Consider the following 23074-nt stretch of genomic DNA (forward strand, 5'->3'; position numbering starts at 1 on the left):
GGCAGGGCTGGCATACCGCATAACCAGCGCTCAGGCGCTGAGTTTCTCCAGCGCTTGAATAAAGCGCTCCTGCTGCTGTAAGTCAGCATTGACCTGCAGCCACCGCTGCAGCAATTGCTGCATTTCCTGCCGGGCATCTAACCCCTTGCCGAGGCCGTCGGCCAGCCGCTGTACCTGCAGTTCCATGCGGCGCGCTTTGGCGCTGTCGGGGCTGGGCTGGTCGGCCAGAATTTCCATCAGAATGCACAGGTCAGCAGCGGAAGCGCTGTTGTCCGGCTGCTGCGCGCGGGCTTGTTCAAACCATTCAGCCGCAATGCCCTCCGGCAGCGGCAGGGCGCAGGCTTGCTGCCATTGGGCGTCGTCACCGCGCAGGTGTTGCAGGCGGGCAAACAGGCCGGCGCGGCGTTGTTGTTGTTCTTGTTGCTGCTGCGCCTGCTGTTGTTGCTGGCGTTGTTGCTCGCTGTCCTGCAGTTGGCGTAGTAAGCGCTGCTGGGCGGATTTCGGCAGGTTCAGTTCCTGCAGCTGGCGGCGGGCGTCGTTGATGGCGTGGCGGGCGGCGTTGGCATCGTCCGGCAGTTCGTTCAGTACCGCAGCGACCTGTTGTTCGGCCTGGGCCACCACTTCGTTCAGTTCGGCTTTACGCGCTTCGCGCTGTTCGTCCATGCGGGCGAACACGGCGTCGCACTGTTTGCGGAATTGCTGCCACAGTTTCTGGTCGGGCTGGCGCGGTGTAACGCCCACGGCTTTCCATTGCGCCTGCAGTTGTTTGACCTGATCGGCGGCGCCGCGCAGGTCATCGCTGCTGGCCAGCTGTTCTGCTTGTTGCAGCAATGCCTGTTTGGCGGCCAGATTGCGGTCGTATTCCTGTTTCAGATGGCCGTAAATGCGGTCGCAGACGGCGTTGAAATTATCCTGGGTCGATTTGTGCAGATGACGTTCCACCGGGCCGTAAGTGCGGAACGCATCGCGGGCGGTATCCAGGGTTTTCTGCACGGTTTTCCAGTCGGCACTGGCCCAGTCCAGGGCTTGTTCGTAATGGTCCAGCTCCTGAATTAACTGCTGACGCAGCTGCACAAAGCGCTGTCGTTGTTCGGCCTGTTCGGTAAACCAGGCCCGGCAGGGTTCAAAGGCCTGATCGCCGGCCTGCTGAAAGCGTTCCCACAGGTCGTGGTCGGCCGCCAGTCCGGACAGGGCTTTCCATTCTTCCTGCAGGGCATGAATTTTATCGGCCAGCAGGGCCGGTGCCAGGTCGGCGCCGATTAAGGCTTCCATGGCTGCCAGCAGGCTTTCTTTTTTCGGGCGGGTGGCAAAGCCGGCCCAGTCGCGCATTTCCTGCAGGCGGGTATTCAGTGCCCGTAAACGACGCTGCAGCGGCGCAGCGCTTTGGTTATCTAGCTGTTTCAGCTGTCGCTGAATCTGTTGATTCAGTTTGCCGGCGTCTTTCACCTGGCCATTGTTCAGCGCCTGTTCCAGAGCCGTTAACTGCTCGGTGACCTGCTGCTGACGGGATTTCTGTTGCGCCTGCTGCTGATGCTCCTGCCCGCGTAATTCGTGCATACGCTGCAGCAGTTGCTGATACCAGCCGGGCTGAGCCACGCCGGCCGGCCAGCTCATGTTTTGTAACCACTGGCTGCCTTGTTGCAGTTGTTGCGCCAGACTGGCGGCATCGCTGTGGCTTTGGCTTAACCAGGAGCTTAAGTCCGCCGCCACGCTCTGATATTGCTGCAGGCTGTTAACAATGCTGCGCAGTTGCTGCAGTTGTTGTTCTACCTGCCGCCCGGTTTGCAGCTCTGGCTTGTGCTGACGCAGGCTGTTGTCCCACTGTTCCTGCAACGACGGCAGTTGGGTTTTTAAGGTTTCAGTATCGGTCTGAGCGGCATCCTGCAGCAGCTGGCTGAGTTGCTGCTGAATCTGCTGTTGTTGCTGAGCGGCGGCTTCGCGGGCGGCGGCTTCGGCCTGCCGGCGGGCTTCTTCGTCGGCGTGCTGTTGCAACAGCGCACTGGCGCTGGCCAGTTCGGCCTGCATCGCGCTGACGGTGGCGGCATCGGCGTCGGCCTGCAGCTCGGGCCATTCTTTCTGCAGCAGTTGCAGCTTGCCGTTAAATTCCGGGTGGTAGCCAATTTTGTTCAGGTAACGGGCCTGAGCCAGTAACTGTTCGATTCGTTGCTGGCGCGCTTGCTGTTCCTGCTCGCCGGCGCGCAGGGCGGCCAGGCGTTCTTTGCATAAGCGGAACACGGCTTTGTCTTTGCTTTTGGCATGCTGCTGCAGTTGTTGCAGTAAGTCGCGGTCGTGAATGCCTTCGGCTGCCGCCAGCCGCACCTGCGCCACACTGTGCTGCATGGCCAGGGGCAGGCGCTGTTGTGCAGTGCTCAGACGGGCCAGCCCCTGCAGGGCAACGCTGGCATCGGTAACGGTAAGAAGCCAGTCGGGCAGCTGGGCGGCCGGAATGCTGTCGGGGTTTGCCGGTACGGCGGCCGGAGCCGGGGTTTTGTCCTGGCGCGGTTCGTTTTTAGGTTGTTTTGCCCGGAAAATCTTACTGAAAAATGCCATGGTATCCGTCCAGCGATGGGAGAAAAAACGCGCCCCATTGTACCCACCAGCCCCGAATAAGGAAGGGGCAGGCCAATGATGGCGCAGGGCAGACGAATCCGCCGGGCTTATGGTAAAGTCTGGCGCAATTCTGTCGCGCAACGGTGGGCGGCGGGACACAACAATAAAAAATACTCACCATCGCGGGGATCCGTATGAACATTTTCCGACTCGGGCTGTTGTTCAGCTTTATCTGGCTTACTGGTTGTGCCTCCATGGGCATCGGTTCACGGTCTATGGACGAACTGACGCAGCATTACACCAATCAGCAGTCACGTTTTGTGAATATTGATGGCCTCAATATCCATTACCGGGATGAAGGGCAGGGCCCGGTGCTGGTGTTGCTGCATGGTGTGGCGTCGTCGCTGCACACCTGGGATGGCTGGGTAGAACAGCTGCAGCCGCACTACCGTATTATCCGTCTCGATTTACCCGGCCATGGGTTAACCGGGCCGGATCTGGCGCGTAAGCGTTACGACATTGGTTATATGGTGAAGACGCTGGATACCTTTTTAAGCCGGCTGAATATTGAAAAAGCCCATCTGGCCGGTAATTCGCTGGGCGGCTATATCAGCTGGAAGTATGCGGTGCAGCATCCGCAACGGGTTGACAAGCTGATTCTGGTCGATGCCGCCGGTTATCCGCAGGATATGCCCTTTATTATGAATCTGGCGTCCTTACCGGTAATTGGTGAAATGAGCCAGCTGATGATGCCGCGCTTTATGGTCGGTAATAATATTAAAGCGGCCTATGGCGACAGCGATAAAGTGAGCAGCCAGCTGGTGCGCCGTTACCACGATCTGACCTTGCGCCAAGGCAACCGTAAGGCACTGGTGCAGGTATTCCGCACCATGAAAGAACAAAGCCGCAACCCGCAGCTGGGGGATGAGGTAAAACAGGTGAAAGCCCCGACCCTGCTGATGTGGGGCGAAGAAGACAACTGGGTACCGCTGGATGTACTGGCACAGTTCCGCCGCGATTTACCGGTGGCCAGTGTGGTGACGTACGAAGGGGTTGGTCATTTGCCGATGGAAGAGCTGCCGGTACAGAGCGCCCGCGATGCGCATATTTTTCTGCAGACCGGGCAGTTTTTTTCCATGCCGGTGAGTATGGGTAATTAATAAAGCCTCTGCATGGGCGGGGGCCTGAGGAACAGCGTTTGAACAGTATTGTCTGGTACGACTACGAAACCTTTGGTGCTCAACCCGCCTGGGATCGCCCGGCGCAGTTTGCGGCGATCCGCACCGATGAACAGCTGAACGAAATTGCAGAACCGGTCGAAATTTTCTGCCGTCAGGCGGACGATTATTTGCCGCATCCGCAGGCGGTGCTGATTACCGGCATCGTGCCGCAGGATTGCCAGAGCAAGGGCGTGAACGAACACGAATTTATGCGTCGCATTAATGAGGTGTTCAGCGTGCCTGGTACCTGCAGCGCCGGCTATAACAGCATCCGCTTCGATGATGAATTTACCCGCTACGGCCTGTACCGCAATTTCTTTGACCCTTATGCGCGCGAGTGGCAGGGCGGTAATTCGCGCTGGGATCTGCTCGACGTGGCCCGCTGCGCCTATGCGCTGCGCCCGGACGGTATTGAATGGCCGCGCAATGAGCAGGGCCGTATCAGCTTTAAGCTGGAATTATTAACCGCCGCCAATGGCCTTGACCACGGCAAGGCCCACGACGCGGTGTCCGACGTGCGGGCCACCATTGCCCTGGCGCGGCTGCTGCGCGACCGCCAACCCAAACTGTTTCAGTATTTATATGGCCTGCGCCGTAAAGAGGCCGTAGCGGACCTGATTGATGTGAATAACCACAAACCGCTGGTGCATATTTCCGGTATGTACCCGGTGGAGCAGGGCTGCATGACCGTAGTGGTGCCGCTGTGCTGGCACCCCAGTAATAAAAATTCGGTGATTGTGTGGGATTTGCAGCACGACCCGGCTCAGCTGGTGGGGTTAAGCGCCGAGCAGATTCAGCAACGGTTGTTTGTGAAAAATGCCGATCTGGCCGAAGGCCAGAGCCGCTTACCGTTGAAAGAAATTCATATTAATAAATCACCGGTACTGGCACCGGCCAAAACCTTAACGCCGGAGCAGGCTGAACGCTGGGCCATCAGCGGTGATGTGTTACGCCAGCATTTAGCCAGCCTGAAAAACGGCCCGGATTTAACCGCTGTGTTGCAGCAGGTATTTTCCGGCCGGGAGTTTGCCCCGGCCACCGATGTCGACGTGCAGCTGTACGATGGGTTTTTCCCGCCCGCCGATAAACAGGCCATGCAGTCCGTGCATCAGCTGTCGCCCTGGGATCTGGCCGACTGGCCGGCGCCGTTTAAGGATAAGCGGGGAGAGGAAATGCTGTTCCGTTTCCGCGCCCGCAATTACCCCGATACCCTCAACGAAACCGAGCGTGAACGTTGGGAGCAACACCGGGTTGCCCGGCTACTGCATAATAACCCCGACTCGCCGCTGCTGAACTTTGAACGCTTTGCTCAGGAGTTGCAGCTGGCCGCCCAACAGGTAATGGATGACCCGGTTAAACTGCAGTGGGTGCAGGATTTACAGCTGTACGCAGAATCTATTTATCCCTTTGAGGCCTTTTAAGGCCTCGTCTAAGACATCTTTCCTACGACCTTAGTGGTGTTTTAAGACTAAGGTGTAGGGCGCTTTGCTCGCTTCATTCCTTGCTCTTCTTTACTGTGCGCAGCTTCTGAAATAACCCACAACAGGAAGCATATTCATGGCTATTGAACGTGAATACGGTGCCGAACAGCCTTACTGGCCGGCTGGTCCCTTCAAGATCCGTTTGCCCTTTATCCACTACCGCTGGGAATGGCCGGAAGCCATGCAGGCGATGGTTATGTTCGTGGTCAGCCTGGCCATGATTCCGCTGCTGGAAAAATATCTGGGTATGCCTTACGAAGCCGCACTGGCCTTTACCTTTATTGCCGGTATCGGTTACCTGTTGCCGGCGTTGCTGGGTGTACCGCTGGTGCCGGGCTGGATTACGCCAGCAATTCCGGTCGTGATACTGTTCCTCAGTGCCTTTGAACCGGGTCCTGAAGCCATTAAAGCCATGTTTGCTCTGCAAATTCTGGTTACCCTGATCTTCCTGATTCTCGGCCTGACTGGCTGGGGTGCCAAGCTGGTTAAGGTAATTCCGAACTCACTGAAGGCCGGTATTATTATCGGTGCCGGTATCGCTGCCATGATGGGCGAGCTGAAAGCCGGTGGTCGTGTGGATAACACCCCGATCTCATTGATCGTCGGCTCCGTATTATCTGCCTACATTCTGTTCTCCATGTCGTTTAAAAACATTCTGGAGCAGTCTGCTATCGCCCGTAAAATCGCCAACTTCGGTATGGTTCCGGGCATGATTCTGGCCATGATCGTGGGTTGGAGCGTGGGTGAATACCCGCTGCCGGATATCCAGTGGGGCATTACTCAGCCGGATTTCGGCCTGATGGCTCAATACCTGGTATTTAACCTGGGTTTCCCGGGCTGGGATGTATTCCTGCTGGCGATTCCGACCGCCCTGATCGCTTATGTTATAGCCTTTGGTGACATCATTGTGGGCTTCACCCTGTGTGAGCGTGTTGACCAGGTGCGTAAAGACGAAGTGATTGAAACCAACGTTAACCGCGTACACACAGTGACTGCGATCCGTAACGCCATCCATGCTTTCTTTGCGCCGTGGCCGGGTCTGGCGGGTCCGCTGTGGACAGCGGCACACGCGACGGTGGCTGAGCGTTATGCCATGGGCCGTAAAGCCATGGATTCCATCTACAGCGGCGGCGGTACTTTCTGGATTATGGGTATGATTGCGGTCTTTATTCTGCCGCTGGTCAGCATCTTCAAACCGGTACTGCCGATTGCCCTGTCACTGACTCTGATCCTGACGGCTTACATCTGTATTATGGTGGGCATGGAGCAGCTGAAAAACCCGGCTGAGCGTGGAGTAGCTGGTATTGTGGCAGTAACCCTGGCGATGCCGGATCCGAAATCCACTGTTTATGCCGTTATTATCGGTGTGGCACTGTACTTCCTGATCGAACGTCCGCGCCTGATGGGCAAACACAAAACCGAAGATGAGTTTATGTTTGCTGATCCGCAGGAATCGGAAGAAGAAAAAGCGGCTTCTAAATAAGTCGTGATGATAAAAAAACCGGGCAATGCCCGGTTTTTTTATGGCCGTTAAGGCGGTTATGACCAGAACAACAGGCCACCGCCCAGCAACAGTGCCAATAGCATGGCCCCGCCAACCTTAATACCCAGCGCCGCTTTACCAATGCTGAACGCCAGCAGGGTTTTGAACAGATTATTCATATTGGCGGCAATAAAAATGCCCACCACAATGGCTTCGGTATTGAAGGCATCGGTCAGTGACAGACGCGCCAGCGACAGGGTAATGGCATCAATATCGGTCACGCCCGATACCGCCGCCAATAAATACATACCCTGATCGCCCATGCCTTCGCGCAGCCATTCGGCCAGCAGCAGAATCATCACCACCAGTGCGCCTAAAATCATGGCCGAACGTAATTCCAGCGGGTTGCTGGCCAGCGCCGGATGCTCTACCGCCACGCCGCGGTAACGGTACAGCATTAAGGCGGCGGGCAGATACAAGGCCAGCATCATCACCAGCATCGGCCAGAGTAATAACGACAGCAGCGCCGGATTAATTAAATAGCCATACAGCAAGACCCGCGGAAACATGGTGCCACAGGCCAGTAAAATACCGGCGGCCAGCAGAGAAGAACTTTGCGGAACGCTGCGCGCCAGGCGGGAAAAGTGCAGGGTGGTGGCGGTGGATGAACTTAAACCGCCAAAAAAACCGGTAAATAACAGCCCTTTTTCCGGCCCGGCAATGCGCACCGAAAAATAGCCAATAAAGGACACCGAGGCGATTAACACCACCATCCACCAGATTTCATACAGGTTAATCACTTCCCCCGGGCCAATGCCCTGACGGGGCAGCAGCGGCAGCATTACTACTGAAATCAGCAGTAACTTCAGTGCCGCGTCCAGTTCGTGTTCCTGCAGTTTGCGCAGGGCGTTATGAATTTCCTGCTTGTTATCCAGAATCATGGTGGTCACCACCGCCGCCATTGCTGCGGTAACGGTTTCACCGGCCATCGCCAGCGCACCAAAGCAAAAGGTGAGCAGCAGGCCGACCATGCCGGTAATGCTGAAATTCTGCGTGCTGACCGCCTGCGCCCGGTAACCGGCAATGGCCATAGCCGCCACAATCAACAGAAATACCGGCAACAGCCAGATGGTTAACTGCATGGCCAGCAGGGTGGCAATACCACCGGTTAAGCCGGTTAACGCGTGGGTGCGGATGCCGGCCACCCGCGTTCCCGGCAGCTGTTCACGCACCACCCAGCCGCGCTGCAGCCCTACCAGCGCACCCAGTAACAAGGCCACCAGTAACTGCATCGCGGTTTCGGTATGGCCGCTCATTAAAACAGTCAGTTCGGTTTCGGGCATGGGCCTTCCTTATTGGTAATTCCGGGTAACCAACCCATAATCCGGCAAGCATTGGCAAAATGCCAGACTCTTGGTTTAGCGGGGAAATGTTATGAATAAAGTCATGATGGTGGTGCTGGCCATGCTGCTGGGCGGTTGCCTGGGCATGCCCAAAACCGAGCAGCCGGTGAACAACTTTGAACTCGGCAGGTACCTGGGCACCTGGTACGAAATAGCCCGCCTCGACCATTCCTTTGAACGTGGCTTAACCCGTATTCAGGCGGAATACAGCCTGCGCGACGATGGCGGCGTGCGCGTACTCCGCAAGTTGCTCCGGAAGTGCTGGACGCCTTTAAACAAGCCGCCCGCGAGCGCGGGTTTGATACCGAACAGCTGATTTACGTGGCGCATGAGTGATGTTCAACAGGAACCAGAAGGCGTAATAGAGCGATGAACGCCACATTCCCGCTGTTGTTATTAGCCGCGTCGCTGCTGCTGGGGTTTATGGCCGTGGTGCTTGGCTCGTCAGGCTTACTGATACTGGCTGCGTTGTTGTTCGGTGCTACCTGGCTGGCGTTGCTGCTGGGGTTCTGGAATGGGTTTTCTGGTTTGGTGCAAGCGGTTCGCCGCTGGGAAGACGATCAACAACCCTGATAACCCGGTCCCAGCCGCAGCAGGGGATTTTCACCATTAAAATCGGTCAGCAGCCAGATTTGTTCAAAATGATGCGGTGGTAAGACCAGGTGCCGTACGATGGGCAGAAAATCGTCATGTTGCCACAGCGGGCTGGCGTTGCGGATAACCAGCCATACCCGGTTGCTGTGGTAACGTTTGCGTGCCTTGCTGGTTAATATTCTCTGCAACGCGGTATGCAGTTTTCGACCGCTTTCCATACTGGCCAGGTCAGCCAAATAAGCCCAAAAATGCTCTTCGCCCTGATACTGGTCGGCCGCCGCAGGGGGCGGGTTGTCGCCGGCGGCAATGCGGGCTTCCTGCTCGCTGGCGTATAAATGAGCAATTTCCAGATCCAGTTCTTCACCGTTCAGAAAGCAGGAAATATCCGGCTTGGCCGGTTGGTTGTGCCAGATATGGCGCATGGGCTGATGAAATTGTTTTTCATAAGCGCGCATAAAAAACTTGGCGGCTTCGCGTTCCAGCCGCCGTTTTTCGCTCTCAGAATGACTGAGCGGTTTGCCCTGTTCATCGTGATGAATATCCGAGGTCATTGTGTTCAGCCCTGCAGCGACCGCAGGCCGTGCTGGATTTCCCGCACGTCCTGACCGCTGGGGTGCTGATACACGCGCAAGCCAAACTCCGGAATAATCGACAGTAAATGGTCGAAAATATCGGCCTGAATGCCTTCATAGGCTACCCAGGCCGTGGTGTTGGTAAAGCAGTATATTTCCAGAGGCAAACCATCGGCGGTTGGGGCCAGCTGACGTACCATCAAGGTCATGTTCTGATGGATACCGGCGTGGTTACGCAGGTAATGGTTCACATAGGCGCGGAAGGTGCCCAGGTTGGTAATGCGGCGGGTGTTCACCGGCTCTTTGCCCTGTTCCTGCAGCTGGGCATTCCACTCGTCTATTTCCTGCTGTTTTTCCTGCAGGTAGTCTTTTAATAAACGGAAGCGGCGCAAATGCTGTTTTTCGTCAGCGCTCAGAAAATGCACACTTTGCTGATCAATCATCAGGCTGCGCTTAATCCGCCGGCCGCCGGACTCCTGCATACCGCGCCAGTTTTTGAACGAATCGGTAATAAAGCGCTTGGTCGGAATGCTGGTAATGGTGTTATCCCAGTTGCGTACTTTGACCGTGTGCAGGGCAATATCGATAACATCGCCGTCGGCATTCAGTTGCGGCACTTCGATCCAGTCGCCCACCCGTACAATATCGTTGGAGGAAATTTGCACACTGGCAACCAGCGACAGCAGTGTGTCCTGAAAAATTAACATCAGCACCGCCGCCATGGCACCCAAACCAGACAACAGAATCAGCGGCGAACGGTCGATTAACAACGCAATCATCATGATGGTGGCGATGGCAAACACCACGATTTTCACCACCTGCAGATAGCCTTTAATGGGCTTATGCTGGGCATCGGGCCGGCGCTCGTACAGGGTATTCAGCAGGGTTAAAACATGGCTGATGGCCAGCGCCACGGTTAATACGGTAAAGGCCCGGGCGACGTTACTGACCACGGTGGTCAGAGCTTCCGGCAAGCCGGGGACAAACAGAATGCCTTCCGAAATAATCAGCGCCGGCACCACATTGGCGAGGCGGGCGATAAACTTCAGATTGCCGTCCTGTTCCAGCTGCCGCACCGGCGTCGAACGCAGAGCACGGAAAATAGCGCGCAGCAGAATGCGATTAACAATCCAGTTACCCAGCCAGGCCAGTACCAATAACCCACTCAGGGCTGCCAGGCTGTATAAAAACGGGTTGGCTGATAGTTGTTCGATAAAATCATTAAGTCCGGCAGGCATAAAAACTCCGTTACAGCGGGGGAATACGGCAACGCTAAGCCACCGCCGGCGCTGCGTCAAATGCGGCAGCGGCTTTATGGCCGATTTTCGTTAGAATGCACTTTTTCAGCGGGAGCAGCAGCGTGGCAGAACTGGCAGTGGAGTGGTTGGTGGTGTTGGCGTTGGTGGCCATGCTGGCCGGATTTATTGATGCCATTGCCGGCGGTGGCGGGCTGCTGACCATTCCGGCTTTGCTGCTGGCGGGGCTTAATCCGGTGCAGGCACTGGCCACCAATAAACTGCAGGCCAGTTTTGGCAGCTTTACCGCCACCCGCTTTTTTGTCCGCGCCGGGTTGGTTAAACCCTGGGCCGAGCGCTGGGCGGTGCTGGCCACCGGCATTGGCGCGGCCCTGGGGGCGCTGACGATTCAGTGGTTTGATACCGCTTTATTAATGCAGGCCATGCCTTTTGCGTTAATGGCCATTGCTCTGTACCTGTTGCTGGCCCGCAACGTGGGCCGCAGCATCAGCGAACCCCGGTTGAATAACGCCGCGTTTAACAGCAGCGCCGTACCGGCGGTGGGGTTTTACGATGGGTTTTTCGGCCCCGGTACCGGTACGTTTTTTACCCTAAGTTATTGCCAGCTGCGTGGCCTGAACATGGTGCAGGCCACAGCGCACGCCAAACTGCTGAATTTCACCACCAATATCGTGTCGCTGACGGTGTTTATTCTGTCGGGGCAGATCGTCTGGCTGGTGGGGCTGAGCATGGCCGTGGGGCAGGCCATTGGTGCCCGCCTGGGCGCGGCGACAGCGCTGAAACAGGGGGTGGGGTTTATCCGGTTGATGACCGTGGCTGTTTGTGTGGCCATTAGCATCAGCCTGTTGTTGAAAGGCTGACGCCTTTTATGATGTACGCCAGCCCTGCTGGGCTGGCTGATTCCAGCCTTGCAGGCTGTCAGCCCTATCGGGCTGATTGGCTGCCACTGCGTGGCAGCTTGTGCGGGGCTCCGCCCCCGCGCCCCGATTGCGAGGAACTTATCCTCGCGCTCCAGCTTTGCGCTGTATAGCACGTATTTCCTCATTCACCGTCATTGCCTGCGGCCACGGATCGTAAGGCGCGTCGTGCGCCACGATCCTCGCCCGGTCCATCCGGGCGGGCCTGTCAATGACGGTTCATTTCGGCGTGCTATAGGCGCGATTCAAACCCCAGCGGCTACGCCGGCAAAATTTAAGTGGGCGCGCTACGCGCGCAAAAAACGAAACCCAAAAATATCCGGCCGCAGGCCGCCAAAATTCTTTCACATTGCTGCGGTTATTCCCGGCCCATTCGTTCCAGCCCGCTGATGAAAAAAGCCGGTAGCCATGCCCGGCGGGATGCCGGGCAAGGATCGTGGTACAGGATGTACCTTACGATCCGTGGGCGTCAGCGGATTTTTTCAGCAAGGCAACGACCAGCGGGAGTAACAGCCGCAGGCTGGCCCGAAGGGCGAGCGAAGCGAGTAACAGCTGGGACGCGGGCCAGAGGGGTTCGCAAGGGGATACCTCCCCTTGCAATACCAGCGGCCGAAGGCCGCATAAGCTGCCGCGTAGCGGCAGCTTAAACAGCGGCTGTAAGCCGCAAAAGCCGTCACGCAGTGACGGCTAAACCAGCCCAACGGGCTGGCGTACAGCGTGGTCAGCCGGGCAGGCAGTAAAGGGCCAGGCGGGTTACACCCGCCGTACCCGTACCGCGCGGTTTTTAATCCGCGTCTGCTGCAAATGCGCCAACGCCACGTTGGCCACCGACCGCTCGATGGCCACATAGGCCACGTAATCGAGCACGTCGATTTTACCCACCGCTTTGCCATCGATGCCGCCTTTGCCGGTTAAGGCGCCGAGAATATCGCCGGGGCGCAGTTTGTCTTTGCGGCCGGCCGCCAGGCACAGGGTGACCATCGGCGGTTTGCAGATGTCGCTGCGGCCGGTTAATTCGTCAGCCGCCAGCAGCGGAATGTGCTGGCCCATCTGGTCGGCGATGGCGGCGCGTTTGTAGTCTTCTTTGTCGGTGGCCAGGCTCAGCGCCAAACCCTGTTTGCCGGCGCGGCCGGTGCGGCCGATACGGTGCACATACACTTCCGGATCGCGCGGTAATTCGTAGTTAATCACCGCCTGTAAATCATCCACGTCGAGGCCACGGGCGGCGACGTCGGTGGCGACCAGAAAGTGCGCGCTGTTTTGTTTGAAGCGGGCGTACACTTCGTCGCGGTCGCGTTGTTCTAAATCGCCGTGCAGCGCCAGGGCTAAATAGCCGAGGTTGCGCAGGCTGTGGGTGGTGTCTTCCACCGCTTGTTTGGTGTTGCAGAACACTACGGCCTGCTGAATATCAAAGTGCTGCAGGGCGCGCGCCATTACGGCGTCTTTGTTGCCACGCTCGCACAGAATCACGTGCTGTTCGATGCTGCTGGCCTGATGCACGCTTTCCACCGTAACGGCCACCGGGTTGCGCTGCAGGTTGCTGCTCAGTTGCTCGATATTGTCCGGGTAGGTGGCGGAAAACAGCAGGGTCTGGCGGCTTTTCGGGGTGAGCGCGGCAATATCCTGAATGGCGTCGGCAAAGCCCATGTCCAGCATTCGGTCGGCTTCGTCCAGCACCAGGGTTTCGACCTGATCAATGCGCAAGGTGTTTTTGCGCAGGTGGTCCTGAATGCGGCCGGGCGTGCCCACCACCACGTGCGCACCGTGTTCCAGTGAGGCGATTTGCGGGCCAATGGACACCCCGCCGCACAGCACCACCACTTTTAAATTGGCCTGAAAGCGCGCCAGTTTGCGCAGCTCTTCCGCCACCTGGGTGCTGAGTTCGCGGGTCGGGCACAGCACCAGCGCCTGCACACCAAAAAAGCGCGGGTTCAGTTTTTGTAATAACGGAATACCGAACGCGGCGGTTTTTCCGCTGCCGGTTTTGGCCTGCGCGCGGATATCGTTACCCGCCAGCGCCGCCGGTAAGGCTTGCTGCTGAATGGCGGTCATGCTGGTGTAACCCATGCGCTGCAGGTTTTCCAGCTGGGCGCTGTTCAGCGTGGCTAAGCTGGCAAAAGAAGTATCGGTCATGCGGATGTTTTCCGGGTTAATACCACACCGGTTTCGGCATGATCGGTGTAGGGGAACTGATCGAACAGCGTAAAAGCGGTTATTTCGTGGGTTTGGGTCAGTACCTGCAGGTTATTGAACAGGGTGTCCGGGTTGCAGGAAATATAAATAATGTTTTCGTACGCCTGTACCTGGCGCACCGACTCATCGTCGAGACCAGCGCGTGGCGGGTCAACCAGAATGGTGCGGAAATCGTACTGGTTTAAATCGACGTCGCGCAGGCGTTCAAACTCGCGTTCACCGCGCAGCGCCTGCACAAATTCTTCGCTGGATAAGCGCGCAATAATCAGATTATCCAACCCATTGTCGGCAATGTTGATTTGTGCCGATTGTACTGAGGGTTTGGCAATTTCGGTGGCCAGCACCTTGCGGAAGCAATCGGCCAGCGCCACGGAAAAATTACCGTTGCCGCAATAGAGTTCAACCAGATCATGCTCGCCTGCTTTGGCAATAATGGCTTTGGCTTGCTTGCGCGCCCAGCTGAGCATCTGCTGGTTTATGCCACCGTTGGGCTGAGTAAAGGCGCCTTCCATTTGCCGGTAGTGCAGGGCTTTGCCATCGACGTGCAGGGTTTCGTTTACCCAGTCACGCTGCAGCATAATTTTCTGTTTGCGTGAGCGGCCGATAATGGGAAAACCCAATTGCTGTTGCAGGGCTTCGGCGGCGGCAATCCAGTCGTCGTCCAGCGGCTTGTGATAAATAAGCGTAATTAAGGCATCGCCGCTGAGGGTGGTTAAAAACTCCACCTGAAATAATTTCTGCCGCAGCAGCTCATGCGGCTGAATGGCGTTCAGCAATTCTTTCATCAGCCGGTTGATCAGCTGGCTGGCGATGGGGAAATCCAGGACTTCGTAGGCTTTGCTTTTGTTGCCCGGCTCAAACATGGCGTAAAAGCAGCGCTCGCCTTCGTGCCACAGACGGAATTCGGCGCGCAGGCGGAAATGGCTGGGTTCACTGGCGTGTATCTGCAGAGCTGGCGGGTTGAACTCCGCAAACCGCTGGCGCAACCAGCCTGCTTTTTCGTCCAGCAGGCTCTGGTATTCGGCGGTGTTGACGTTATGTTGGTAAATCTCAAGCTGCTGCATGAACGGGCCGACCCGGAACTGAAAAATGGGCCGGTATTATACGGATTGCGGCAGTTTCTGCACCCGGTTGTGCATCTTTTAACCGGTCAGGCCGGGCGGTTAGGTAAGTTGTGGCAGCGGTTAACGTCATTTCGGCCAATGTTCCACGGCGTATTATCCGTATCGTGCGCGCTCTGCGCGTGTCTGTTTCAAACGAGGTAACCATGAGCGACGTATTACAGGAATTACTGTCTCTGCTGAAACTGGAGGCCATTGGCGTTAACCGCTTTCGCGGCCATAGCCAGGATCTGGGGTTCCGCAATCTGTTTGGTGGCCAGGTGCTGGGGCAGAGTTTGTCGGCCGCCATGGAAACCCTGCCGGATGAACAGTGGGTGCCACACTCGCTGCACGCTTATTTTCTGCGCCCGGGTACGGTGCAGGACAGCGTTGAATTTGAAGTGGAAATAGTCCGCGATGGCCGTACCTTCTGCACCCGCCAGGTAACCGCCAGCCAGAACGGTAAAGCCATTCTGACCATGCTGTGTTCGTTTCAGCAGCCGGAAGAGGGCTTTGAGCATATGGCGCCGATGCCGCAGGTTAAAGGCCCGGACGGAATACCCTCGCAGCTGGAACTGGCGCGGATGTTCCGGGATTATTTTCCTGAGCGCGTGCGCGATATTTATACCGCCGATAAACCCATTGAAATGCGCGTACTGGACCCGGTGAATATTTTTGCACCAACCAAAAAAGAGCCGCTGAAATATGTGTGGATGAAAGCCGATGCGCCGATGGGTGATAACCGCACCGAACACCAGACCATGCTGGCCTATGCCACCGATTTCAATTTAATTCCGACCGCGCTGCACCCGCATGCGGTATCGGTAACGCAAAAAGATATGCAGGTGGCCAGCCTCGATCACAGCATCTGGTTTCACCGGCCGTTCCGTATGGATGAATGGCTGCTGTACGCCATCGACAGCCCGGCGGCAGCCGGCGGCCGGGGTTTGTGCCGGGGGCAGATTTTTAATCAGGCCGGTGAACTGGTGGCTTCGGTGGCACAGGAAGGCTTAATCCGTAAAGTGCCGGCAGCCGGAAAGCCGGCATGATGCGGTCGTTATTGTTGTTGCTGGCGCGGCCGTGGCGCCGGCCGATGTCGGCGCTTAGTGTCACCCGTCATCGCTTCCGGGTAATGCCCTGGGATTGTGATCTGAATGTTCACTTAACCAATGGCCGCTATCCGCAATGGCTGGATCTGGCGCGCACAGAATTTTTTCTGCGCATTGGTGCCGGGCCTTTATTTGTGCGCTTTGGCTGGCGTTCGGTGCTGGCCAGCCAGACCCTCACCTTTGTGCGAGAAATCAAGCCGCTGGCGGCAGTGGATGTGGAAAGCCGGGTGCTGCACTGGGATAAAAAATACTTTTATATGGAGCACCGTTTTCTGGTGGACGGGCGTTTACACGCCAAGGCGCTGGCCCGTATTGCCATGCTGAAAGGCGGTAAAGTGCGGTCGTTCGGGGCGTTACAACAGGCCATTGCCCGCTATCAGCAGCTGCCCGGGATGGAACAACCGGAAACCCCGGTTGCACCTCTGGAAGTGCTGGCGAAAATTGAACTGCTGGGGGCCAAACGGCTGGCGGAAGAAGAGCGGGAAGCCCGGCATGCTGCCCGGCCGCAGGGGTAAGGGCTTATACGGCTGAAATCAGCCTAAAAAGTCATTCAGGCGGATATTCCATTTATCCGCATCCACCGCGCGCTCAATTTCGTCCTGCACGCTGGGTTTGCTCAGATCGATAATTTCCACCGGCAGGTAACGCTTACTGGTGGCGTGGTAAATCACTTTAACCACCGGCGAACGTTGATCGCTGTCAGAGTTTTCCAGCACCACCGCCAGCTTGCCGCTTTTCAGCTTAACCAGCGTGCCGACCGGATAAATACCCATTGAGCGGATAAACCGGTGCACCAGTTTTTCATCCAGATGGGTGCCGCTCCATTCCAGCAGTTTTTTCAGCGCCATGGTCGGCGGTAAACCCTTGTGATAGACGCGGTCGGCGGTAATGGCATCGTACACATCGGCAATGGCGCACATTTTCCCTTCGCGGCAGATATCGCAGTCGTGCAGGCCATCGGGGTAGCCCGAGCCATCAATGCGTTCATGGTGCTGGGCCGCCACTTTAATGGTGAGTTCACCCACGCCGGGGGTTTGTTTTAACAATTCGCGGCTTAACACCACGTGCTGACGCATAACGGCAAATTCATCGTCAGACAGTTTGTGCGCTTTGCGCAATTCTTCCTGCACGCTGGTGCGGGCCTGCTGGTCGGGCTTCAGTTGGGCGGCTTTTTCCAGCCGTTGCTGGCTGGTGATGGCTGGGGTTTTTCTGCAACAGATTCTTCCTGCGCTGGCAACAATGTGGCGGCGGCGGAAAAATCAAAACCGGTATCGGCGCCCAGCTCATCAAGGTCGGGGCGGATGCCGCAACCCGTGCCTTTTACCGGCATGCTGCCAGCGGTACCGGGGTGTTTTTTCATGGTTATGCTCCCGTTAAGGTTGGGCAACGGCCGGGCTGTGGGGCTGGTCGGTGGCCAGTAATAAACGCGGGTCAATGCGGGCGTTATTGAGGCTGACGGTCCAGTGCAGGTGCGGGCCGGTGGCGCGGCCGGTGGCACCGACGGTGCCAATAACATCGCCGGCCTGAAGTTCGCTTCCTTCTTTTACGTCAATGCTGTGCAGGTGGCAAAGCATGCTGATTAAGCCCTGGCCATGATCAATAAAAACGCTGTTGCCATTAAAAAAGAACTCGTCGGTTAATACCACGGTGCCGGCCGCCGGCGCCACAATGGGGGTGCCGGTAGGGGCGGCAATGTCCAGACCGCTGTGTGGGTTGCGTTCTTCGCCATTAAAAAACCGGCGCAAGCCAAAGGCGCTGCTTTCACGCCCATGTAGGGGCCAGATCATGGCCTGAAAATCCGGCGCCGGGCTGAAACTTTTATACACCTGCAGCATGCGCTGCATTTCCTCGCGGATACGGGCCAGCTGCTGCGGGTCGGGGTTAACGTGCTTCTTTTGTACGGTTAACCGCTGTTCCGGATAGGCGTGCGGCTGAATGTTGAGCGTATGGGGCTGGTCGCCCAGCTGCACCGTGGCCGGGCCGGGTTTCTGGCTGAGCGGAATGCCGGCCAGCGCCAGCGCCGGTTGTTGCGGACCGGGGCGGATGATCATCAGCGGCTGGTTATTGAAGCGTGCTTCGCCGCTGAAATTAGCCGGTAATTCCAGCACGGCCAAGCCACCGGGAATTAGCTGTTGCTGGGGCAGTGCCGAGGCCTGTACCAGAAAGGTCTGGCACAGCAGTGTTGTCAGGGCAATACGCAGAATGGTTAGGGTCATTATTTATTCCTCCGGGCTGGCCTGGCTGCGGGTAACCTCGGCGTCCAGCCAGCCATGTTGCAGGCGGGTGCGGATACGGTCGCCGGGTTGCACGTCGGCGGCATTATTGACCACCCGGCCATCACTGAACTGCGTAATAGAATAGCCGCGCGCCAGTACGTTCAGCGGGCTTAAGCTGTGCAGCAGTTTGGCTTGCGCTGCCAACTGTTGCTGCCACTGTTGTTGCTGCTGCTCCATGCTGTGCTGCAATCGTGCCGGTAACGGCTGCAGCTGTTGCTGGGCATGGCGCAGCTGTTGGCGCTGGGCTCGTAACAATTGCTGTTGCAGTTGCTGCAGGCGCAGCTGTTGTTGTTGCAGCTGCCGTTGCGGGTGTTGTTGTTTCAGCGCTTGCTGTACGGCCTTTACCCGGCTTTGCTGTTGTTGCAGCCGTTGGTGCAGGGCGCGCTGCAGGCGCAGTTCCAGCTGATCCAGCTGCTGGGTGCGTTGCTGCAGCAGCTGCCCCGGTGCCCGCAGCCGTTGTTGCCAGTAGTGCAGTTGTTGCTGCCAGCGGGGCAGCAGGCGTTGCAGGCTGTGGTTCAGCCGCTGCTGCAGCTGCTGCAGTTGTTGCAGGCGTTCGTTGCGGTCGGTGCTGACCAGTTCGGCGGCGGCCGACGGGGTGGGGGCGCGGGCATCGGCGACAAAATCGGCGATGGTAACGTCCACTTCATGGCCGACGGCGCTGATCATCGGCAGTTGTGACTGAAAAATGGCCCGGGCCACCGCTTCTTCGTTAAAGCACCACAGGTCTTCCAGCGAACCGCCGCCACGGCCGACAATTAAGGCATCGACACGCTGGTCACGGTTGGCCCGTTCAATGGCCGCCACAATCTGGGCCGTCGCTTCTTTGCCTTGCACGGCGGTGGGGTAAATATCCACTTCCAGTGACGGGTCGCGGCGGGCCAGAACGGTCAGAATGTCGTGAATGGCGGCGCCAGTCGGCGAGGTGATCACACCGATGCGGCGCACTGGCGGCAGGGGTTTTTTACAGGCCGGATCAAACAGACCTTCCAGCGCCAGCCGCTCTTTTAATTGCTGAAACGCCAGTAACAGCGCCCCTTCACCAGCCGGCTGCATGCTGTCGACAATTAACTGATAGTCGCCACGGTTTTCATAGAGGCTGACTTTGCCACGCAGCTCTATTTTATCGCCTTCTTTTGGCTGAAATCTGAGCAGCGCCGTGCGCGACCGGAACATGGCACAGCGGATCTGGGCGGCGCTGTCTTTGAGGGTGAAATACCAGTGCCCGGAGGAAGGACGGGACAGATTGGAAATTTCACCTTCCACCCGCACGCTGGCAAATGAAATCTCCAGCAACTGACGGGCGCGCTGATTCAGCTGACTGACGGTAAAAACGGCAGGAAGGGTGCTCACAACATTAATAATCCGGCGAAAACTGGGGTAAAGGGTGCCACGAAGCCGCTGTGGATGCCAGTTGCCGGGCAGAATCTGCATTGTGTCACAAAGAGTTTGATCAATAGTCTTACTGGCAGTATGGGGACGTAGACAGCCATAAAAAAAGATATTAGGGTGGCTCCATGTCAGCAGGTGCTGGCAGTTTAAAAAAGGCTTTTAAAGGATACAGCCCATGAAAAAAATTATTGCAGGTGTAGTTTTAGCTTCCGCTTCCACCATGGCTTTCGCTAACGGTCCGGCTGGTTGTGGTCTGGGTACTGCTGTTGTGTTCCCGGATGCCAACGAATGGTACGAGCACGTACTGGCAGCCACCACTAACGCTACTTCTGGCAACCAGACTTTCGGTATGACTTCCGGCACTCTGGGTTGTGAAGGTGCCAATGGCCCGCTGAAACTGGCTCAGGCCTTCATGGAAGACAACATGGACCAGCTGGCTGCTGACGTAGCTCGTGGCGAAGGCGAAACTCTGGCTGCTCTGGCTGAAGTGATCGGCGTAGAAGCTCAGGATACTGCTGCGTTCAATCGCACTCTGCAGTCTAACTTTGATAACCTGTTCAGCACCGAAGCCACTTCTGGCTCTGCTTATGAAGCCATGAAAGCCGCTATGGCGTCTGACGTTGCTCTGCAGAAATACCTGGGTTAATTTTTACCCGGTAGTAAAAAAGCGCGCTGCGGCGCGCTTTTTTATTGTCTTTATTTTGTCGTTTTATGCGCACATGATGATCGCCAGCTTGTAAACAGGGAGTCTTCCGCATGCGCGGTGCCGTGGTTCTGTTCTTATCTGTATTGTTACCCGCAGTTTCTTCGGTGGTGTCGGCCGCCATGCCAGATACCCAGCGTTTGCAGCAACTGGCCGACAGCCAGCAATGGCAGCATTTGCTGCATTATCGTTTGCACCCTTTTACCGACCGTACCATGAGCCAGAATGACAGCCCGGAATTTTTTCTGGCGGCCGATGGCAAGCGCAATCTGCTCAGCGAATTAACCACCGATTTACAGGCTTTTTTGCACACCGGACTGGCGGATAACGAATCGGCTCAGTGCCGCTTTCCGGCCCGCTATTTCTGGCTGAAACAACAGTTGCCGGAGGTGGCTTTTGTGGATCAGCCTTGTCCGGAATTTACCGCCTGGCGTGATGAGCTGGACGCGCATTATTTAACCCTTATTTTTCCTGCGTCGCATATTAATTCGCCATCTTCCATGTACGGTCACACGCTGGTGCGGCTGGACCGCGAAGATGAAAGCCGCAGCAAGTTGCTGGCCTACAGCGTGAACTTCGCCGCCAATGCCGATACCACCGATAATGAACTGGTGTTTACCTGGAAAGGCCTTACCGGTGGCTACCCGGGGGTGGTATCCGTAATGCCGTATTACGTGAAAACCAACGAATACCAGCACATGGAATACCGCGATGTGTGGGAGTACCGGCTGAATTTCAGCAAGGCGGAAGTCGATCAGTTTGTCCGCCATATCTGGGAAACGGATGACACCTTTTTTGATTATTTTTTCTTTGATGAAAACTGCTCGTACCGTTTGCTGGCGTTACTTGACGCCAGCTCTGAACGCGCGGATATGACCGATGATTTTGTGCTGACGGCGGTGCCGGTGGAAACCATCCGTGCGCTGCAGAAAAATAACCTGGTGGCTTACAGCGAATACCGTGCGTCAGCGGCCAGCGATATGGAACATAAAAGCAGCGAAGCCCCGGTAGCGGTGCTGAACACGGCCCGCGAACTGGTGGAATCCGGCCTTGCTATTGAAACCTTGCTGCAACCGCTGCCGCAACAGCAGCAGGTACAGGCGCTGGAGCTGGCACACGCCTATGCGCGCTACCTGGCGATTAAAAAGAAACAGGCGAATCCGGTATTGCGCGCCCGTACCATTGCCTTGTTGTCGGCCCGCGCCAAACGGCCGGTAACGGCTGGTTTCAGTGAGATACCGGTGCCGGCTTACCGCGATGATGAAGGCCATTTAAGCCGCCGGGCCGGTATCCGGGCCGGGGCTTTATCCGGTGATGATCAGGCTGAATTTGTCGACCTCCGCTTCCGGGCGGCCTACCACGACGTACTGGATCTGCCGCAGGGTTTTGTACCTGGTTCGCAGATTCAGATGGGTAAGCTGGATGTGCGGGTGTGGGATGACGGCGATGTGCAGGTACAGCATTTCACCGTGGTGGATGTGTTATCGCTGAGTCACCGGACGTTTTTTCAGCGGCCGGTCGCCTGGGGTGTCAGCGGTGGTCTGGATCGTTTTAATGGTCGGGAGGCTGAACTGCACGGCTTTATACATGTGGCTTTGGGTCGCGCCTGGCTGAACAGTGCCGGCCGTTTTTATGGGCTGGCCGAAACCCAGCTGCGCGCTGATAACCAGTTTGATAAGGGCTACCAGTGGAGCATTGGCCCGCGGCTGGGCTGGCTGTGGCAGGGCCGCCGTCTGCAGGCGCAGCTGGAAGCCAACTGGCAGCCGCTGAGCCTGGGTGACGATACCGACCGCACGCAGCTGAGCGCTCAGCTGGGCTGGCGTCTGGGCAATAATGTTCAGCTGCGCGCCGAAGCCAGCCGCCAGTGGTTTGAGCAGGACAGTGCAGAAACCGCGGTGAACGAAGTGTCGGCTGCTGTGCAGTGGTATTTTTAAATGCCTTGGCAGCAGGCTTTGTTGGTGCTGTTGCTGACGGCCTTGCTGAGCGCCTGCACGGCCACCACCGGGCTGTTTTTTTATCCGCAGACGGTCTGGATTGCCACCCCGGCCGACGCGGACTTGCACTATGAGGATGTGTGGCTGACCGCTGCTGACGGTACGCAGCTGCACAGTTGGTGGCTGCCGGCGCAATGGGATGAACCCGATACCGGTATGATGGTGCTGTACCTGCACGGCAACGCGGAAAACATCAGCAGCCACAGCCGCAGCATATATTGGTTGCCGGCCTCCGGGGTGAGTGTGCTGGCACTGGATTACCGTGGCTTTGGCGCCTCCGAAGGGCAGGCGCTGTTACCGGCCGTTCTGCAGGATGTGGAAGCCGCCGCCGCCTGGCTGCGCAGCCGCTTTCCGCACAAAAAACTCATCGTGTTGGGACAGAGCATGGGTACCGCGCTGGCAATTAATTTTGTGGCCGCGGCCGGCCCGCAGTATCAGGTGCAGGGGCTTATTCTGGATGCCTCGTTTACCGGCTTCGGGACGGTGGCCCGCGATGCCATGAGCAGCAGCTGGCTGGGTTGGCTGGTGTGGCCGTTCACCGTGCTGGTGCCCGCTGACTGGGATCCGCAGGATAAAACCCTGCCGGCGGATGTGCCGGTACTGATGCTGCACAGCCCCGACGATGCGGTGGTTCGTTATCAGCAGGGACGGCGGCTGTTTGAACACTGGCAGCAACAGCAACGCCGTGCGCCGCTGTGCTGGCTGGACAGCCAGGGGCCGCATATCGCCTCGTTCGCGTATCCGGAACTGCGCGCGGCGACGCTGGCGTTTATGCACAGTGGTGGTTGTTGAGCTTTCCGTTGCCTTAGCCTTTCGTTATAATGCGACGCCTTT

The 23074-nt window shown here is 57.3% G+C and carries 21 protein-coding genes; 11 read left to right on the forward strand and 10 right to left on the reverse strand.

Annotated features, from left to right (window positions below; genetic code table 11):
• Nucleotides 1-30: 30 nt before the first annotated feature.
• A complete protein-coding gene (locus GJQ55_RS05425) occupies nucleotides 31-2550 on the reverse strand; it encodes a DUF349 domain-containing protein (RefSeq protein ID WP_228346490.1) in 2520 nt (839 codons plus the stop codon).
• A gap of 194 nt (nucleotides 2551-2744) precedes the next feature.
• Here GJQ55_RS05425 and GJQ55_RS05430 point away from each other — a divergent pair, with 194 nt between their 5' ends.
• The 3 genes from GJQ55_RS05430 (at nucleotide 2745) to GJQ55_RS05440 (ending at nucleotide 6734) form a co-directional block, all read left to right on the forward strand.
• Nucleotides 2745-3710 (forward strand): alpha/beta fold hydrolase, encoded by a 966-nt coding sequence (locus GJQ55_RS05430; RefSeq protein WP_228346491.1) that lies wholly within the window; start codon nucleotides 2745-2747, stop codon nucleotides 3708-3710.
• Nucleotides 3711-3748: 38 nt separating this feature from the next.
• Nucleotides 3749-5191, forward strand: a complete 1443-nt coding sequence (gene sbcB, locus GJQ55_RS05435; RefSeq protein ID WP_228346492.1) for an exodeoxyribonuclease I — start codon at nucleotides 3749-3751, stop codon at nucleotides 5189-5191.
• 136 nt (nucleotides 5192-5327) lie between these two features.
• Entirely contained in the window at nucleotides 5328-6734 is a 1407-nt protein-coding gene (locus tag GJQ55_RS05440; protein WP_228346493.1) for a solute carrier family 23 protein, read from the forward strand.
• 56 nt (nucleotides 6735-6790) lie between these two features.
• Here GJQ55_RS05440 and GJQ55_RS05445 read toward each other — a convergent pair whose 3' ends face one another.
• Entirely contained in the window at nucleotides 6791-8077 is a 1287-nt protein-coding gene (locus tag GJQ55_RS05445; RefSeq protein WP_228346494.1) for an MgtC/SapB family protein, read from the reverse strand.
• 91 nt (nucleotides 8078-8168) lie between these two features.
• Here GJQ55_RS05445 and GJQ55_RS05450 point away from each other — a divergent pair, with 91 nt between their 5' ends.
• A complete protein-coding gene (locus GJQ55_RS05450) occupies nucleotides 8169-8453 on the forward strand; it encodes a lipocalin family protein (protein ID WP_420907157.1) in 285 nt (94 codons plus the stop codon).
• A gap of 53 nt (nucleotides 8454-8506) precedes the next feature.
• A complete protein-coding gene (locus tag GJQ55_RS05460) occupies nucleotides 8507-8710 on the forward strand; it encodes a hypothetical protein (protein ID WP_228346495.1) in 204 nt (67 codons plus the stop codon).
• On the opposite strand, the gene GJQ55_RS05465 is transcribed toward GJQ55_RS05460, so the two are convergent.
• Both GJQ55_RS05465 and GJQ55_RS05470 read right to left on the reverse strand, forming a co-directional pair.
• The gene (locus GJQ55_RS05465; protein ID WP_228346496.1) at nucleotides 8698-9282 is read right to left on the reverse strand and encodes a hypothetical protein; all 585 of its coding nucleotides are present in this window, start codon (nucleotides 9280-9282) and stop codon (nucleotides 8698-8700) included. The two genes, GJQ55_RS05460 and GJQ55_RS05465, sit on opposite strands and share 13 nt — an antisense overlap.
• Nucleotides 9283-9287: 5 nt before the next feature.
• The gene (locus GJQ55_RS05470) at nucleotides 9288-10541 is read right to left on the reverse strand and encodes a mechanosensitive ion channel family protein (protein ID WP_228346497.1); all 1254 of its coding nucleotides are present in this window, start codon (nucleotides 10539-10541) and stop codon (nucleotides 9288-9290) included.
• A 122-nt stretch (nucleotides 10542-10663) separates the two neighbouring features.
• On the opposite strand from GJQ55_RS05470, the gene GJQ55_RS05475 reads away from it, so the two are divergent.
• A complete protein-coding gene (locus GJQ55_RS05475; RefSeq protein WP_228346498.1) occupies nucleotides 10664-11419 on the forward strand; it encodes a TSUP family transporter in 756 nt (251 codons plus the stop codon).
• An 810-nt stretch (nucleotides 11420-12229) separates the two neighbouring features.
• Here GJQ55_RS05475 and dbpA read toward each other — a convergent pair.
• Nucleotides 12230-13609 (reverse strand): ATP-dependent RNA helicase DbpA, encoded by a 1380-nt coding sequence (dbpA, locus tag GJQ55_RS05480; RefSeq protein ID WP_228346499.1) that lies wholly within the window; start codon nucleotides 13607-13609, stop codon nucleotides 12230-12232.
• On the reverse strand, nucleotides 13606-14733 hold the full coding sequence (gene trmA / locus GJQ55_RS05485) for a tRNA (uridine(54)-C5)-methyltransferase TrmA (protein WP_228346500.1): 1128 nt from the start codon (nucleotides 14731-14733) through the stop codon (nucleotides 13606-13608). The genes dbpA and trmA overlap by 4 nt, the downstream gene beginning before the upstream one ends.
• Nucleotides 14734-14936: 203 nt before the next feature.
• Between trmA and GJQ55_RS05490 the strand changes: the two genes are divergently transcribed.
• Both GJQ55_RS05490 and GJQ55_RS05495 read left to right on the forward strand, forming a co-directional pair.
• Entirely contained in the window at nucleotides 14937-15818 is an 882-nt protein-coding gene (locus GJQ55_RS05490; protein WP_228346501.1) for an acyl-CoA thioesterase, read from the forward strand.
• A complete protein-coding gene (locus tag GJQ55_RS05495; protein WP_228346502.1) occupies nucleotides 15815-16393 on the forward strand; it encodes an acyl-CoA thioesterase in 579 nt (192 codons plus the stop codon). The genes GJQ55_RS05490 and GJQ55_RS05495 overlap by 4 nt, the downstream gene beginning before the upstream one ends.
• Nucleotides 16394-16411: 18 nt before the next feature.
• Here GJQ55_RS05495 and GJQ55_RS05500 read toward each other — a convergent pair whose 3' ends face one another.
• Genes GJQ55_RS05500 through xseA form a run of 4 tightly spaced genes read right to left on the reverse strand, consistent with a single transcriptional unit; the run spans nucleotide 16412 to nucleotide 19504 of the window.
• A complete protein-coding gene (locus GJQ55_RS05500; protein WP_479266823.1) occupies nucleotides 16412-17119 on the reverse strand; it encodes an HD-GYP domain-containing protein in 708 nt (235 codons plus the stop codon).
• On the reverse strand, nucleotides 17035-17238 hold the full coding sequence (locus tag GJQ55_RS05505) for a hypothetical protein (protein ID WP_228346504.1): 204 nt from the start codon (nucleotides 17236-17238) through the stop codon (nucleotides 17035-17037). The genes GJQ55_RS05500 and GJQ55_RS05505 overlap by 85 nt, the downstream gene beginning before the upstream one ends.
• 13 nt (nucleotides 17239-17251) lie before the next feature.
• Nucleotides 17252-18094, reverse strand: a complete 843-nt coding sequence (locus GJQ55_RS05510; RefSeq protein ID WP_228346505.1) for a M23 family metallopeptidase — start codon at nucleotides 18092-18094, stop codon at nucleotides 17252-17254.
• A 3-nt stretch (nucleotides 18095-18097) separates the two neighbouring features.
• Complete coding sequence (xseA, locus tag GJQ55_RS05515) at nucleotides 18098-19504, reverse strand: exodeoxyribonuclease VII large subunit (RefSeq protein ID WP_228346506.1); 1407 nt, start codon at nucleotides 19502-19504, stop codon at nucleotides 18098-18100.
• Between the two features lie 214 nt (nucleotides 19505-19718).
• On the opposite strand from xseA, the gene GJQ55_RS05520 reads away from it, so the two are divergent.
• From GJQ55_RS05520 to GJQ55_RS05530, 3 genes are all read left to right on the forward strand, one after another.
• Nucleotides 19719-20189, forward strand: a complete 471-nt coding sequence (locus GJQ55_RS05520) for a DUF3015 family protein (RefSeq protein WP_228346507.1) — start codon at nucleotides 19719-19721, stop codon at nucleotides 20187-20189.
• Nucleotides 20190-20299: 110 nt separating this feature from the next.
• Complete coding sequence (locus GJQ55_RS05525) at nucleotides 20300-22180, forward strand: Lnb N-terminal periplasmic domain-containing protein (RefSeq protein ID WP_228346508.1); 1881 nt, start codon at nucleotides 20300-20302, stop codon at nucleotides 22178-22180.
• Nucleotides 22181-23032, forward strand: a complete 852-nt coding sequence (locus tag GJQ55_RS05530; RefSeq protein WP_228346509.1) for an alpha/beta hydrolase — start codon at nucleotides 22181-22183, stop codon at nucleotides 23030-23032.
• Nucleotides 23033-23074: the final 42 nt, after the last annotated feature.

Origin of the sequence: Venatoribacter cucullus (genome assembly GCF_016132445.1) — a bacterium.
GTDB classification, from domain to species: domain Bacteria; phylum Pseudomonadota; class Gammaproteobacteria; order Pseudomonadales; family Oceanobacteraceae; genus Venatoribacter; species Venatoribacter cucullus.

Coding starts and splice junctions, on each gene's coding strand:
- GJQ55_RS05425 (WP_228346490.1), bottom strand. CDS start 2,550: ATGGCATTTTTCAGTAAGATTTTCCGGGCAAAACAACCTAAAAACGAA.
- GJQ55_RS05430 (WP_228346491.1), top strand. CDS start 2,745: ATGAACATTTTCCGACTCGGGCTGTTGTTCAGCTTTATCTGGCTTACT.
- GJQ55_RS05440 (WP_228346493.1), top strand. CDS start 5,328: ATGGCTATTGAACGTGAATACGGTGCCGAACAGCCTTACTGGCCGGCT.
- GJQ55_RS05445 (WP_228346494.1), bottom strand. CDS start 8,077: ATGCCCGAAACCGAACTGACTGTTTTAATGAGCGGCCATACCGAAACC.
- GJQ55_RS05450 (WP_420907157.1), top strand. CDS start 8,169: ATGAATAAAGTCATGATGGTGGTGCTGGCCATGCTGCTGGGCGGTTGC.
- GJQ55_RS05460 (WP_228346495.1), top strand. CDS start 8,507: ATGAACGCCACATTCCCGCTGTTGTTATTAGCCGCGTCGCTGCTGCTG.
- GJQ55_RS05465 (WP_228346496.1), bottom strand. CDS start 9,282: ATGACCTCGGATATTCATCACGATGAACAGGGCAAACCGCTCAGTCAT.
- GJQ55_RS05470 (WP_228346497.1), bottom strand. CDS start 10,541: ATGCCTGCCGGACTTAATGATTTTATCGAACAACTATCAGCCAACCCG.
- dbpA (WP_228346499.1), bottom strand. CDS start 13,609: ATGACCGATACTTCTTTTGCCAGCTTAGCCACGCTGAACAGCGCCCAG.
- trmA (WP_228346500.1), bottom strand. CDS start 14,733: ATGCAGCAGCTTGAGATTTACCAACATAACGTCAACACCGCCGAATAC.
- GJQ55_RS05490 (WP_228346501.1), top strand. CDS start 14,937: ATGAGCGACGTATTACAGGAATTACTGTCTCTGCTGAAACTGGAGGCC.
- GJQ55_RS05495 (WP_228346502.1), top strand. CDS start 15,815: ATGATGCGGTCGTTATTGTTGTTGCTGGCGCGGCCGTGGCGCCGGCCG.
- GJQ55_RS05505 (WP_228346504.1), bottom strand. CDS start 17,238: ATGAAAAAACACCCCGGTACCGCTGGCAGCATGCCGGTAAAAGGCACG.
- GJQ55_RS05510 (WP_228346505.1), bottom strand. CDS start 18,094: ATGACCCTAACCATTCTGCGTATTGCCCTGACAACACTGCTGTGCCAG.
- GJQ55_RS05520 (WP_228346507.1), top strand. CDS start 19,719: ATGAAAAAAATTATTGCAGGTGTAGTTTTAGCTTCCGCTTCCACCATG.
- GJQ55_RS05525 (WP_228346508.1), top strand. CDS start 20,300: ATGCGCGGTGCCGTGGTTCTGTTCTTATCTGTATTGTTACCCGCAGTT.
- GJQ55_RS05530 (WP_228346509.1), top strand. CDS start 22,181: ATGCCTTGGCAGCAGGCTTTGTTGGTGCTGTTGCTGACGGCCTTGCTG.